The following is a 14492-nucleotide window of genomic DNA, read 5'->3' on the forward strand; positions in this document are numbered from 1 at the left end:
ACTATTCAGAAAATTAAATCTATATTTATATCTTAGTTATTTAAGGAATCTCAAACAATTTACGATTAGGTAGGAAAATTTCATTTTTACAGCCTAATCGTACAGTTATTAAAGCTAAAATTTGCAGAAAATTCAATCTAGTTGTGATATTATAGTAATCTATCATCTATTCGTTTTGGAGGGTGCAAAATGGCGATAAAAGCAAATACAATTACCTTGAGCGATTTATTGAAAATGAACCCTGAGAATGGCAACTTTCTTCAGTCTCATCGAATGTTTTTATCAAGTGCGGATGCATGGGGAGCGTTAATCAAAGATTTAGTTCTAGCTCTAGGAATTGAAAGAGCCAAACGCTTTCTATTACGCTATGGATATCAATGCGGACGGCATGAAGCCTTGATGCTGAAGGACAAGTTTAATTGGGAGAATAAAAAGGAATGGATTATGGGAGGAGTCACAATGCATGGCCTTTCCGGACGAACAACCTCTGTTCCGATTAAGGTTGATATTGATACTAAAAACCAGAAATTGGACGTGGAAGGATTTTGGAATGATTCTTATGAGGCCCAGCAATATTTGCAGCAATTCTCTATTCATTCTGAACCTGTCTGCTATTTTCTTGAAGGATATGCAAGCGGCTACTGCAGCACCTCATTGGGCAAAAAAGTGGTGTTTAAAGAAGTCGAGTGTATCGGGAAAGGGGATCCACATTGTCATTTCGTCGGAAAAACATTGGATCTTTGGGGAGATGAAATTTCACCTGAATTGGTTGATTATGAACGAGAAGATATTAGGGATGAACTAGATCAAGCACATAAACGAATTGAAAGACAGAGTGAAATTTTAAAAAGAGGGAATTTGTTAAGTAATCAACTAACAGAAATTGTCTTACAGGGGAAAGGGCTCGACTCTATTGCCCAGACACTTGGACGCAGCTTGAAATGTGGCATTGTTATTTCCAATAAGGATTTTGAAACCCTGTCAGAATATGGAGATATACTGGATTATTCCTTAAAAAACATCATCGAGAACAAGGAAAATCTTGACTCATTAGACCAAGCTAAAGTCAATGAAATGTTAAAACAGCAAACCACTACTATACAACTAAATTTTTTAAAGGAACAAGGCTTTTCCCATTATCCGTTAATTACACCGATCATCGTACAAAACCGTGTGTATGGTTACATTTCGATCATTAAAAACTCAAAAGAAATGGAAGAACTAGAGTCTTCTTTTGCCGAACGAGCAGCCAATATTTGTGCACTTCATATTCTAAATGAAAAAACCGCCATTGATACAGAGCAGCGAATGAAAGGAGAGCTATTAGACGAGGTCCTTCAGAAGCCAAATTTAGATTCTAACATCACGAAAAAACTATCTTTTCTAGGTTATAAGATTAACAAACCACATTATGTGTTTATTTTTAACTTACAAAATCAATCCTTTGATTTTCAAAAAGATGAATTTGTAAATGATGAAAAGGAATTGATTATGAACATCCTTCGAAAATATTCCTCCTCTATTGCAGGAGAAAATATATTAATCTCACACTCTTTTGGACAGATTCAAGCACTTATTTCCGTGGATTTATTAAAGGCTTGCAATAAGAGCGAAGAAAAATTCGGAATATCGATATTAAAAGAAGTGAAGAGGAAATTGCCTTCAGCACAGCTGCTCATTGGGATAAGTAATATATGTCCAAGTATTCATCGAACTCACGAAGGTTACAAACAAGCTAAAAAAGCATTAGAAATCGCTCAAATCAATAAGCTGCAACAGCAAGTGTTCTTATTCTCTGCGATTGGACATATCTCTATTTTATTAGATGCCAGAAATCCACAAGAATTAGAGAACTATGCCGATAACATTTTAGGTTCTATCTATGACTATGATATTCAGAAATCCTCAGAACTGTTGAAAACTCTTTATTTTTATTTAAATAATGAATGTAATTTGCATAAAACCGCCCGCATCCTTAATCTATCAATTGGCGGAATGCGATACCGCCTTGCCAATTTAAAAGAACGATTTAACATCGATATGATGGATTCTACTACACGGCGTGAGGTACAAATGGCCTTAGATATATATGTTGCTTTTGGAAAACTGCCTGACATCCTATTGGAACAAGGAGAAGATACAATGGACCATTGAGGTTATTTATAAAAAATGTCCTTCATCGATTGGATGAAGGACATTTTTTAAATAATTCATTTAAGGTCATTTTTATTACTTGAACAACTTTTATGCTTTTACATCTTCCGGAGTCTTTAAAATCATACTGCTTTCGTTACCTGCGCTTAAAGTACTTTCCTGTTCACTTAGATTCTTCAATTTGCTTGTACCGATAAGGCCCAGAACAGACACAATAGCGATATAAATTCCAATTGACCAAATTGTTCCTGTAGCCTGGATTAAATACGTACAAACCATTGGGGCAATACCGCCTGCAAAAATAGCAGGGATTTGCGTCCCTAGTGAAGCACCGCTATAGCGTAAGCGTGCTGGGAACGCTTGTGAAGCTAAAGCAGGAAGAGCGCCCGTTTGCATACAAAACGGAATCATTGAAATCAGCATAGCAGTTACGATAAGAGCATGTACACCTGTACTAACTAAACCTACAAACACAAATCCCCAAACCAGTGTTGCAGCGATACCCATCCTAGATAGACGTTTAATTCCTACTTTATCAGAAAGGTAACCAAATAATGGGATGAAAATACAGAGCATGAAACTTGCTGCGGTGTTAGTATTAACCATATAAGACGAACTGACATTGTAATTATTGATACTGTAATTAATCAAAAATGTAGTATAGATAGCAAACGGAGTATGTTCAGCTAACTTAACTAATGCTGAATAAAGAATCTGCTTTGGATGTTTTTTCATAACATCTAGTACTGGCAATTTTGAAACGGCTTCTCCATCTTGAACCTTGCGGAATGAAGGCGTTTCATCAATTTTTGAACGGATGATAAGTCCTGCGACTAATAGCAATAAACTGGCTAAAAACGGAATTCTCCATCCCCATGTGTAGAAACTATCCCCACCAAGAGTGATACATAATCCTATCACCGCAGAAGATAGTAACATCCCCGCTCCTACTCCTGCATTTGGGATACTTGCCATAAATCCTTGCTGCTTCTTCTTTCCCCATTCCATTGATAAGAGGATGGAGCCTGCCCATTCTCCTCCAACTCCAATTCCTTGTATTAATCTCAATAACACAAGCAGAATTGGGGCCCATATACCAATAGAGTCATAGCTTGGAATTAAGCCCATCGCAGCACTGCTCAAACCCATCATCCATAAGGTAACAATTAATGCGTTTTTCCTTCCAATTCGGTCACCGAAATGTCCGAAAATGATCGCGCCTACCGGCCTTGCTAAGAAACCAGTTGCAAAAGTTGCGAATGACAGGATGGTTGCAATAAACGGGTCTGTATTAGGAAAAAACAGTTTGGGAAAAATTACAGCAGATGCCGTAGCATAAAGTGAAAAATCATACCATTCAATAATCGCTCCAGAGGTTGACCCTACCAGAGCCCTTCTGGCCATTTTCTTGTCTGAAATTTCATTTGTGTTCACGCTAGACATAACATGCACCTCCGTTAGATTCATACATTTGCAGACAAGGCTGCCATTGTTTAACTCCTTTTTCATGACTTTTCGTTTCTATTAAAATCTCCTGTTAATCTTTATGCTCTCTCCCCTTTCTACTATTGCTATGTTGTAAAGTAATTATACAGAAAATTTAGTATATTTGTATCCAACAGATTCTGCAGGAAAATATAAATTATTCTGTATTATTAGGTTAGAATGGGACGAATCCACTATTACATTTATAGATGATAAGCAGAAAACGCTATATTTCCACACAGGACGATCGATGTTTTACTTTTTATTAACTTCCTTTTGTAAGGTCTATCCTTTCAGTAGTCTTTGATTTGTCATTGTATGAATCATATGAAAGAAATGAAAAATTTTAAACCTATTCAGCCCTTTTTTCCTAAAAACCCTTTAACTATAATACATAGGACGAAACGAAATTTCCGAAAATTCTGAACAAAAATATGAATATCCTTATATTTTTTACTTAAATAAAAGGTTTGAAAGATTCTATTCAGTAGATTTTCAGAAATAACGATTCGAAAGATTTTCATATTGAAGGGAGAAGAAATAAATTGCTCAAAAAAAGCCTAACACTATTTTTAACCTTAATTCTGTTACTAGCCTCCATTACCCCTGCACTTGCAGACTCACAGAAAAAAGGTTCTGCCAAGATTGTTCGCGACAATTATGGCGTCCCGCATATTTATGCTAATAATGTCGAGGATTTGTATTTTACCTATGGATATGTGATGGCCCAGGACCGGTTGTTTCAGCTGGAAACGTTCCGTCGGGGGAATAACGGGAGCGTAGCGGAAGTATTCGGGGAGAAGTTTTTAGCAAGAGATCAACAAATGAGAAGAGATGGCTACACGGATAAAGAAGTCGAAGCGATGATTAAGAAAATGGATGGATTTTCAAAAAAGGTCATCCAGAATTTCGCAGATGGTATCTCTTTGTATGTAGAGGAAGCTCTCAAAAATCCAGATGAGAAGCTGTCAAAGGAATTCCACGATTATAAAGTAACACCTAAGGCATGGACGGAAGTCGATGTATTGCGTTTGTTCATGTCCTCCATGGGGGTATTTATGGATTCTGAGCAGGAAATCCAAAATGCAAAGATTTTAGCACAATTAGAAAAACAATATGGTCCTGAAACAGCAAAGAAAATGTTTGATGATATTTTTTGGGAGAAAGACCCTGCTTCGCCTAATACACTTCCAGAAGAAGGAGCTGTCAATCCTGTTAAAAAGGATACAAAAGAGGCAGCCAATCAGCAGTTTCCTGGGATCGAAGGAGTATCTGATACAATATCGGAAAAGCGCAATGACTTCGTTGAAACCTCTGAGAAGTTAGGACTTCCACTTAAAATTGGAAGCAATGCGGTTATCATTGGTCCTGAAAAATCAGCTACCGGCAATGCTTTACTGATGGGAGGACCGCAATACAATTTCTCCGCTCCTGGTTCTGTATATGAAGTAGGCCTGCATGCACCAGGAATTGATATTGAAGGTTCCGGGCTGATCGGGATGCCGATTATTATGTTTGGTACAAAAGAAAACTACGCTTTTACCTCTACTTACGGGGTTGGGAATTTAGTTGATATTTTCGTAGAAACATTGAATCCAGAGAATCCACATCAATACTTATATAAAGGTAAGTGGATGGAGATGGAAAAGAAGGTAGAAACCTTTACGTATCGGAATGATAAAGGGGAACTGAAAGAGGAAACAAAAGAATTTTACAGTACGGTACACGGACCTGTAACGTACATGGATGAAGAAAATAACACTGCCTATAGTAAGGCATGGTCCTTCCGCGGAACGGAAGCACAAAGCTGGTCTGCTTATTTAGAGTCCAATTGGGCCAATAATATGAAAGAATTTCAAAAAGAAGCACAAAAAATGGCAATGAGCATCAACTGGTATTATGCGGACAAGGAAGGAAATATTGGGCACTTCTATACGGGTAAATATCCAATCCGTGATGAACGAGTGGATTTAAGACTTCCAACTCCAGGTACAGGTGAATATGAGTGGAAAGGGTTCATCAATCCGAAAGATCATCCATATGCAATTAATCCAGATACAGGCTACATTGTGAACTGGAATAATAGGCCTGCTTCAAACTGGGGCAATGGCGAATTAAGCTTTATGTGGGGTGAAGATCACCGCGTTCAGCAATTTATTGATTTAGTCAACGCGAAGGAAAAATTAACATTAGAAGATATTGATGACATTAACTATCATGCAAGCTATGTTAACTTAAGAACGAAGTGGTTTAAACCGATGTTGATGGAAGCTTTAAAAGAAACAAATGATCCAAAATATCAGGAAGTCTATGCAGCCCTTCAGGACTGGAACAATTTAAATGAAGATAACAATAAAGACGGCAGCTATGACAGCCCAGGCGTAACGATTTTTGAAGCATGGTGGCCGCTTGTTGTGGAAAACCTATATAAATCACAGCTTGGCGATGCCTATGCACCACTCAAAGGGATCATTGATCATCGTTATGGTTCAAGTCTTACGTTAAGGGTCTTGGGAGGAAGCAACGGCCCGCTGGAAACACAGTATCAATGGTTTAATGGGGACCCTGATCAATTTATGCTTCATTCACTTGATCAAGCACTTGCTCAGTTAGAAAATCAGTATAAATCAGAGGATATAAGCACATGGTTGAAACCGGCACGAATGATTGTATTCACCAATACTTCATTAGTCGGTCTTCCGCAATACGGATCGAAAATAGAATTCCTGGAAGCCAATCGCGGCAGTGAAAATCATTATATTGAACTAACCAAAAATGGCCCTAAGGGATACAATGTAAATCCTCCAGGTCAAATCGGTTTTATATCAAAGGATGGTACATTGCATAAACATTATGAGGATCAAGTTGAGTTGTTTGCCAACTGGAAGTATAAGCCGGTCCTATTTACAGAACAAGATTTAGCAACATACGCTGTGAGTACTGAGGTTTTAGACATTAAAAAGTAATAGTAAATGAAAAACACAGGATCAGATCCTGTGTTTTTTCATTTTGGCCAATCAGCCTTCCTTATTTATTGGATGAATCGATAGCTGATTATCGTATAATCTATTAATGAGACTTTCCATAATAGGGTAAAAAAAGGCGACGATTGGTCCCAGGGAAACAACCATAATCAAGGTACCAACCCCAATTGGCCCGCTGAAGAAAAAGGCAAGCGTGACAACGGTCGCAGAAAACAGTGTCCTTGATGTTTGACGCTTAAGATGCCAAACCTCCTCAAGAAGCAGAATCATCCCGTCCGGTGGCGCAGGTGAAAATTTTGCTTGCAAATAAAGGGATACACCTAGGCCAATGAAGATTAACCCGAAACAAAGGAACATGATTTTACCGGGTAATTGATTGGGAATATAGACTTGTTTTGTTACATAAAGCCACATATCAATTCCCAAGCCTGTAAGAAAGGATGATAAAAAAGCAAGGACATCAGGACGGCTTCGCCGAACGATAGACATAACAGTGATCAAGATAGCTCCAATAATAAACTCCCAGGTACCTACCGTCAATCCAACGGTTTGTTGTAAACCAACTTCAAAAGCTGGCATTGGGGCAGCTCCCAGCTGGGAATTAACAGAACAGCTAATACCAAAGGAAAGCAGGAGAATGCCGACCAAGTAGAAGCAACATCGAATTCGAATCGTTTTGTTCAATATCTAATCACTCTTTCTAACAAAGTTATTTCAAAAGGATCAAAAATAAAAAACTTCTATTTTACTTCAAGATAAAATAGAAGTTTTCAAGCAGGGTGAATTTTAGCCTTATTATAAATTCCAATATTAAGATTTCTTTCTTGGGGTATTTTCATTCTAATCCTATTATAAAAGGTTAAACACCATATAGGTTTGCAAAGAAAGTTGGATTTCAAATTTTGATGATGCCTTTGATAGATCTATATTCATTAATTCTTGGATGCGCTGGATTCGATATCTCATTCCACTGATCGAAACATTCATTTCTCTTGCTGTTTTATGAAGATTACATTCATTTTCAATATAATAATAAAGAGTTCTAACTAGCTCCGAAGAGTTCTTTTCATCGTATGCTTTTAAGTCATAGAGATACTCATGAGCGTATTCTAATAATTCCTCTGGTTTCCTAGCATCTAACAGAATCATGATATGCCCTAATTCATCTGCATGGACGGCCTCATGATGGGAATCATTCATTAACCGATTTTTAGCCTTTGCCACCTCGATTGCCTTTTTCGCCTCTTTAAATCTTTTACTATATTTACCCGCATCCGTACAAAGCTTACTTACTCCGATATAAACGGGAGAGTTTTCATGATTATTTTTTTGGGCTAGTTCATAACAATGCTGAGCAAATTGCTTAATGGTTGTCCTTTTCTTCTCAAGGTACTCAGTTGGAATTAAGATAGCTGCTTTATTAAGCTTTTCCAGCTTAACAAACGTTGTATTATAATGGGTTTCTTCACGATTAAAAAAGTCCATGACTGCCTTCGAATTAAGCTTATTCTTGGTATTTACGGTATTCTCAGTGTCCGTAAATAGACTTTTATTAGGGAACTCAATAATTAATACATATTGCGGCTGATTAATATTGTACCCAAAATAGGAGAATCGTTTCGTGATATTGGAAGGATCTGTATCACCTTTAAATAACTCTTCCAGCAAATCACCTTTCATTCTTTCTTCCGTTTGGATAGCTGTTCGTTCATTTAACATTTTTACGGCACAAATACTTGCAGCCCTTTCTAAAAAGTCCGTTTCAGCATCTCCGAATTTGGCACCTTTTCGATAAATGGATATATAACCATACACATCATTTTGAATAATAATGGGAGAGATTAATAGATTTTGATTCTCTTCCATTTCAAATTGCTCTGTTTGAGTTAATTTACGGTTCGTAAATTGTTTTTCAATAAATTCTTCTATTTTCTCCAAATCATATGGCTGTTCTTCACGATGCTCCGTTTCAGGATGGTAATGGGTCATATAGTCAAAATATTGATTTTGAATAGTAACCGGCAGTTTTAAATCCTCCGATAGTATTTTTGCAAACTCATCCATCCCTTTGCCTTGAAGCAGCGCAGCTGTTAAATGCTTAGTAATGGACGTACCGACATGCAGGATCTCACTTTGTTTTTCGACACGGCGGTAGACAATATCCAATTCATCAGCAATATCCTGTTCCTCGTAATTAATGAGCTCATCATCAATTTCCGAGCCCCATTCTTCTACTGTTTTCGCGACATAACGGCATTGTTTATCGCCTTTTCCAACACAATGTGTTTCCTTGAATATGACTTTTTTCCCGAGACACTCACTGTTGTAACCGCCTCCATATCCAATCAAAAAATAACAGATGGGTTCATGGTACAACGGATAATGCTGTAGATGCTGCATTGCCTCATATGAATCAATCCAATTTCCAGAAACATTAAATTCCCCTTTTTCCATATCAACATGAAATTCTTCAGGGTATGAAAGAACACGTCCGCCAATTTGATGCATTTGTGAACCGGCCACGAGCCAATCCAAATCACTGTCCCATTTCACCATGTCCTTTAACATTCTTGCTTCATTTTTCCCGCAATTCCACCCGTAGCGCAGGAGAAATCTTTTGGCGCGTTGAACACCTAAGGTGTCAATTAAATCTTTACGCAGGACTCCCCACGCATCCGTACTGGAAAGAATCATTCGTTTTTCTTGAAAATAATGGTCTCCCCCATGATTAAAAAAGGAAAAGATGTTTGTTAATGTGTTTTTTCCAGTAGAAGTCAATTCAACCTACCTCTTTCTCCTTCCGACTTTCTGTAAATATTTCCAAGTTATGTTTTACTCCGCCTTTGCCAAACTTATTAATCTTGTGTTTCTGCAGATAATCTAAAAAGTTAAGGATGGTATCCCGTCTTGATTCAATTTCTTGATGGCCATGATGATAGAACCAATGATCAATGACATTATATACGCCTCTATTAATCCCATATAGTTCATTACATAGGTCAAAGAAGGATTTATCAGGAAGTTTTAAAACTAAGGATTCTTTTACCACACTAATGGTTGTGCTCATATTTTTTTCCACCTCGCAATACTTTGAAAAGTATTTACTCTATAGACATTTTAAAATTTTTAGAAAATTACAACTACAGAACATTCGGTCTAAGAATCATTTAACTTTTAGTACTATTAGTATAGTGGTAATTTAATTAATTATTATTCTAATCTACTACCAGAATAATTACCATATTTTTTGAATATTTATAAAATTGATGTCAGGCACCTTTATACTTTTTCTTCTTCTTCATAAAATAATCCATATTGCCCTGATACTGCATCAAACGGAGTATGGATATACGTTTTCCTTTTTTTATTACCATACACATGATAATAAAAATCTAGTGCTACGATACTTAAAACAACGAAATACCCTATGATAATCGCCATCCCTATTCCTTCCTTTCTACTGGAGGGAAACTGCTCCCCCTATATTTTGAAGAACTTTTACTGTACCTATTAATCAAAAACATAATCCTACTGTAGGTTAAGGTGGGACAAAAAAACCTGCAAGCCTTTAGAAGAATTACAGGTTTTAAAATTATAAACTTAGATTCAGAATAGTCGCTTCGGTATTGATTGATAGAATTAGATGAAACCAGGCATCGGCTGCACACCCAGCATGACCGAACCGGCGCCGTCGTAAATGCTTTCGTTAAGGAACGCGTGCTGGGTCACGACCATCGCGTCACGCAAATGGCGCTGAAGCGGGTGCCCATCATAAATCGCCGAGGTCCCGGCCAGCAGGTAAGCAGCCTGTACGGCTTCCGCACCTGCGCGGGTAGCTTGCACAGCTGCCAAGCGAAGCATACTTGTTTGATCAGCAGAAACGCCATCACCCTTCATAATCGATTCCCAAGCGGCATCAGTGGTCTCGTAGAAGAAGGCACGTGCTGATCTTAGCGTGGCTTCTGCCTTTGCAATGGAGATTCGTACATAAGCGCGATCGGCCATTTTCGGTGCACCTGTGATGCTGGAACGTCCAGCCATCTTAGAAACTTCATCAAGAGCAGCGCGGGCTACACCAAGATTAACCACAGCAAGTACCTGTGCTGCATAAGCGATGGATGGATATTGACAGATTGGTTCTACAATAGAAGGTGCCCCACCGCGGACAAAGGTCCATTCATCAGGAACGAAGACGTTTGTTACCTTAAGGTCATGGCTGCCTGTTCCGCGCATTCCAATCACTTCCCAGTTCTCAATGATTTCCACATCCTCAGGCTTAAGTACTGCAGTGAGCGGCTTGCCGCCTTCTCCAGTGCCAATACCGACACCGAGAAGGTCAGCACCCATACAACCGCTTGCAAATTTCCAGAGACCGTTAACAATATAGCCGCCGTCAACCTTCTTAGCAGGTTGGACTGGGAACAATCCGCCCGCAAAGGCCACGTCAGGACCATTTGCGTAAACTTTTGCGAGCGTTTCGCTCGGTAATGCTGCCAGGTAGACTTGTGCAGAGCCAAAGCTTGCCACCCACCCGGCGGACCCGTCAGCCTCAGAGATGGCCTCTATCATCTTAAGAAACTCAGAAGGCGAAAGGCCGTCACCGCCAAAGCAACTCGGCACGTGAGCGCGATAGATGCCCAGTTCCTTTAGTTGCACAATCATGTCCCGCGGCACGTGGCGCTTTGCTTCAAATTCGTCTCGTCTGGCACGGATTTCACTCAATACACGATCGAACAAGTTTTGATTTAGGTTTTCCTTTTTCATTTCAACAGTCATGATTCATTCCCCCTCAATATCTTAAATAGTTTTAATCTTTATCTCATAAGCCTTCCGCCATTAATGTCGAACGTAGCTCCAGTTGTAAATCCGCCGGAATCAGAGGCTAAATAGGATACTAAGTCTGCAACCTCTTTCGGCTCTCCGACACGTTTTAGTGGAATGGTCTCTACCATTTGAGCTAATTTAACTGGATCCATTTTATCCATCTCTGGTGTACGAACAGAAGCTGGGGTAACAGCATTAACCGTAATGCCATATGATGCTAACGATCTAGCAAAAGTTTTGCTTAACGCAATTTGTCCTGCCTTGGAAGCTGAGTAGTGGGCACCTGATGTTAATGGACCTGCCTGCCCGCCAAATGAAGACATATTAATGATGCGTCCCCATCCTCTCTCTTTCATGGCAGGAACAACAGCTTGTGAGAAAAAGAATGTGCTTTTTAAATTAACATCAATCACTTGGTCCCATTCTTCCTCATTAATCTCTTCGATCGGGGTTTCATAACGAATTCCTGCATTATTTACTAGAATGTCGATTCTGCCCCACTCGTTTAACACTTGATCGACAGCACTTTTTATCCCTTTCGTATCAGATACATCCAATTGGATGAACATGACCTGGTTCTGTGCTGCTTCCTTTTGAAACCTCTGCTTTGTTTGTTCAAGATTCGCCTTGTTTCTAATCACGAAAACAACTTTTTTTCCTTCATTCACAAAATTCTCCGCTACAGCTAACCCAAGACCTTTATTTGCTCCAGTAACGATTGCGACTCTTTGATCATTTGTTTGCATCAAAATCCTCACCTTTCAGAAAATTAAAAATTCTATAGATTGTTAGAATCCTATTCATAACAGTTATCATAAAGACAATTTGGTATTCCAAATAATTTTTCTATAATAATAGTAAAATATTTTGAAAATTCCAACTACAGCATGATAGGTCTGAATACGAAAGAAAATTCAGTACGGTTCGTATGATATTGTTTAGTTAAAAAACACCAAAAAAAAAGTGCCTGGCTCCGCCGAAAAACCTTCTGTAACCAATGATGATGATTACCAAGTAGTTTTTAGCGGATCCCAGACACATTGTGTGAGTACCCCTTTGTTCTAATCAACCTTGTTTATTTTTTCATAATCCTACTTCTTTTGAAAAAATAACCCATACTCCCCTTTGTTTATACTTTCTTAATTTGATTGGTATAAATCGTTGTTGGTTTTTCCACCTTTTTCGGACGTATGCCCACCACCCCAAGTCCTCCAGCGATTAGCAAAATAAGGGCACAAAGCTGGAAGGCGTAATGAAATCCTGTTGCTGCACTTGAAGAGTTTTCTACAAGGTAACCTGTAACATATGGACCAACGATACCGCCTAATGATGTAAACGCCATAAACCATCCTTGAACTTTCCCTTGATGTTTCTTGGGAGCCAGTTCGATTAATGTGGCTGGTCCAAGAACCATTGTAATGACTCCAAAGGTTAAACCGAGGGATAATAGTACAATGGCCAACGAGCTAGAAGTTGCCATAGCTCCGAAAAAGTAACAGACCGCCCCGGCTAACAATACAGGGCAAAGGACAAATACACGACCTTTCACAACACTTTTCGTTTTATGAAAAAGACGGTCAGAAATGAATGAAAATGAAAGCAGCGATACCGTGATGAGAATCCATGGAAAAGCGACAACAATTTGCAATTTATCTGCACTTAATTGAAGTACATTCTCCAAATAGTTAGGAATCCAGTTTAACCCCATCGTAAACGCCCAATATGTAGCAAAGCCACATAAAGCAATGAGAATGAAATTTTTCGAAAGCAGGAAAGATAAGAATCCTGATTCAGGCTGGGCTTCCAATTGGTCGTAGTCCTCTTTTGCCAGATCCTCTTTTGCATCCACTTTCCCTTTTGAATCATCCTTCGCTTTTACAACCCATAACCATGCTGCAATCCAGATCACTCCAACAACCCCGGTAGCAACAAACGCTGAACGCCAACCATAATTGGTGATAAGATTCAATAATATAGGAGCTGAGATCGCTACTCCAAGTGGACTGCCAATAGAAACAATTGATAGACCTACTCCACGTTTTTCCTTAGGCAGCCATTTAGATGCTGCCGTCATCGCTAAAGAATAAGAAGGACCTTCTCCCATCCCTAAAAGGATTCGTGTAATAAGCAAAAAGGCAAAGCTTGATACAAATAGAGTAGAGAACTGAATAAGACACCAAAGCACAACCATACCAGCAATGACAATTCTTGTACCATATTTATCAGCGAGTACTCCACCAAAGACAGCTGAAAGCGAATACAATAGAAAGAATACGCTGCCTACCAAACCCCATTGCTCAGGAGTTAATCCTAATTCTTTCATGATTGGAACCGATGCAAATCCAATAACAGCCTTATCAATATTACTAATTGCTGTTAATAAGAACAATAGCGCAATGACAATCCATGTCCTTTTCGATAACTTTGATTCCTTTGTGTTCTTTTTCACCATAAAATAACCTCCATTATATTAGGTACTTTTCATTTTGCATTTTGAATATTCAAAATATTTTAGCCGTGGATTATGCTGGGAAAAAATTAATCAACTCATTTTATCACTCTCAAATATTTCCTATCCTAAGAACCAAATGATTACTCCCATTTAATAGGTTGAGAGTAATCATTATTACTACTACTATTTTTTAGTTTTCAAGTAAGAAAAACGGTCTTCCAAGTACAGCTTCTAAACGAAAATACTTATCCAAGCCTGTTGCCCGGAAGGCATGAGTCATATCGGCAATTGTTTGTAAATCAGGAATATTGTAAAGGAAACAAGCGTGATAGCCGGCACTTCCTGATGGGCCTGCTGTTAAAATATCTCGGTCAATGGTTCCTAGTAACTCAGACCCATTTTCTTTCCAAGAAGCAATGATTTCATTTAATGCAGGTAAAATATCATTTGTTTTTTCCTCGCCAGTTGTGTTAAACCAGCCGCTTGTAGATTCAAAATAAATCATCACGCGAAGTGGTGTTGGTACTTCTGGTGCTCCATGTTTAATTCCAGCCATTATAAATTTCCTCCCTTTTATCCTATCAAAATTTTTC

General features: G+C 38.6%; 11 protein-coding genes. 2 read left to right on the forward strand and 9 right to left on the reverse strand.

Annotated features, from left to right (window positions below; all coding sequences use genetic code 11):
* Positions 1 to 189: 189 nt before the first annotated feature.
* Entirely contained in the window at positions 190 to 2154 is a 1965-nt protein-coding gene (locus R4Z09_RS27275) for a XylR N-terminal domain-containing protein (RefSeq protein ID WP_338449806.1), read from the forward strand.
* Positions 2155 to 2244: 90 nt separating this feature from the next.
* Here the strand turns inward: R4Z09_RS27275 and R4Z09_RS27280 are convergent, their stop codons facing one another.
* Positions 2245 to 3597, reverse strand: coding sequence for an MFS transporter (locus tag R4Z09_RS27280; RefSeq protein ID WP_338449807.1), 1353 nt, complete (start codon positions 3595 to 3597; stop codon positions 2245 to 2247).
* 587 nt (positions 3598 to 4184) lie between these two features.
* On the opposite strand from R4Z09_RS27280, the gene R4Z09_RS27285 reads away from it, so the two are divergent.
* Positions 4185 to 6605: a penicillin acylase family protein gene (locus tag R4Z09_RS27285; RefSeq protein WP_338449808.1), complete on the forward strand. Its 2421-nt coding sequence runs from the start codon at positions 4185 to 4187 to the stop codon at positions 6603 to 6605.
* A gap of 51 nt (positions 6606 to 6656) precedes the next feature.
* Here R4Z09_RS27285 and R4Z09_RS27290 read toward each other — a convergent pair whose 3' ends face one another.
* From R4Z09_RS27290 to R4Z09_RS27325, 8 genes are all read right to left on the reverse strand, one after another.
* On the reverse strand, positions 6657 to 7202 hold the full coding sequence (locus R4Z09_RS27290) for a YitT family protein (protein WP_338449809.1): 546 nt from the start codon (positions 7200 to 7202) through the stop codon (positions 6657 to 6659).
* 270 nt (positions 7203 to 7472) lie between these two features.
* A complete protein-coding gene (locus R4Z09_RS27295) occupies positions 7473 to 9401 on the reverse strand; it encodes a XylR N-terminal domain-containing protein (RefSeq protein WP_338449810.1) in 1929 nt (642 codons plus the stop codon).
* 1 nt (position 9402) lies between these two features.
* On the reverse strand, positions 9403 to 9690 hold the full coding sequence (locus R4Z09_RS27300; RefSeq protein ID WP_338449811.1) for a hypothetical protein: 288 nt from the start codon (positions 9688 to 9690) through the stop codon (positions 9403 to 9405).
* A 212-nt stretch (positions 9691 to 9902) separates the two neighbouring features.
* Positions 9903 to 10064 carry a hypothetical protein gene (locus R4Z09_RS27305; RefSeq protein WP_338449812.1) on the reverse strand — a complete coding sequence of 54 codons (162 nt, stop codon included), beginning with the start codon at positions 10062 to 10064 and terminating at the stop codon, positions 9903 to 9905.
* A gap of 198 nt (positions 10065 to 10262) precedes the next feature.
* Complete coding sequence (locus R4Z09_RS27310) at positions 10263 to 11399, reverse strand: acyl-CoA dehydrogenase family protein (protein ID WP_338449813.1); 1137 nt, start codon at positions 11397 to 11399, stop codon at positions 10263 to 10265.
* Positions 11400 to 11437: 38 nt separating this feature from the next.
* Positions 11438 to 12193 (reverse strand): SDR family NAD(P)-dependent oxidoreductase, encoded by a 756-nt coding sequence (locus tag R4Z09_RS27315; protein ID WP_338449814.1) that lies wholly within the window; start codon positions 12191 to 12193, stop codon positions 11438 to 11440.
* 383 nt (positions 12194 to 12576) lie between these two features.
* On the reverse strand, positions 12577 to 13899 hold the full coding sequence (locus R4Z09_RS27320) for an MFS transporter (protein WP_338449815.1): 1323 nt from the start codon (positions 13897 to 13899) through the stop codon (positions 12577 to 12579).
* Between the two features lie 190 nt (positions 13900 to 14089).
* Positions 14090 to 14455, reverse strand: a complete 366-nt coding sequence (locus tag R4Z09_RS27325) for a hypothetical protein (RefSeq protein ID WP_338449816.1) — start codon at positions 14453 to 14455, stop codon at positions 14090 to 14092.
* Between the last annotated feature and the right edge of the window lie 37 nt (positions 14456 to 14492).

The organism is Niallia oryzisoli (genome assembly GCF_036670025.1).
GTDB lineage: Bacteria > Bacillota > Bacilli > Bacillales > Cytobacillaceae > Bacillus_BD > Bacillus_BD oryzisoli.

Bases quoted from the DNA above. Each gene is read 5' to 3' on its own strand.
- R4Z09_RS27275 (WP_338449806.1), top strand. From the start codon at position 190: ATGGCGATAAAAGCAAATACAATTACCTTGAGCGATTTATTGAAAATG.
- R4Z09_RS27315 (WP_338449814.1), bottom strand. From the start codon at position 12,193: ATGCAAACAAATGATCAAAGAGTCGCAATCGTTACTGGAGCAAATAAA.
- R4Z09_RS27320 (WP_338449815.1), bottom strand. From the start codon at position 13,899: ATGGTGAAAAAGAACACAAAGGAATCAAAGTTATCGAAAAGGACATGG.
- R4Z09_RS27325 (WP_338449816.1), bottom strand. From the start codon at position 14,455: ATGGCTGGAATTAAACATGGAGCACCAGAAGTACCAACACCACTTCGC.
- R4Z09_RS27310 (WP_338449813.1), bottom strand. From the start codon at position 11,399: ATGACTGTTGAAATGAAAAAGGAAAACCTAAATCAAAACTTGTTCGAT.
- R4Z09_RS27300 (WP_338449811.1), bottom strand. From the start codon at position 9,690: ATGAGCACAACCATTAGTGTGGTAAAAGAATCCTTAGTTTTAAAACTT.
- R4Z09_RS27290 (WP_338449809.1), bottom strand. From the start codon at position 7,202: ATGCCAGCTTTTGAAGTTGGTTTACAACAAACCGTTGGATTGACGGTA.
- R4Z09_RS27280 (WP_338449807.1), bottom strand. From the start codon at position 3,597: ATGTCTAGCGTGAACACAAATGAAATTTCAGACAAGAAAATGGCCAGA.
- R4Z09_RS27305 (WP_338449812.1), bottom strand. From the start codon at position 10,064: ATGGCGATTATCATAGGGTATTTCGTTGTTTTAAGTATCGTAGCACTA.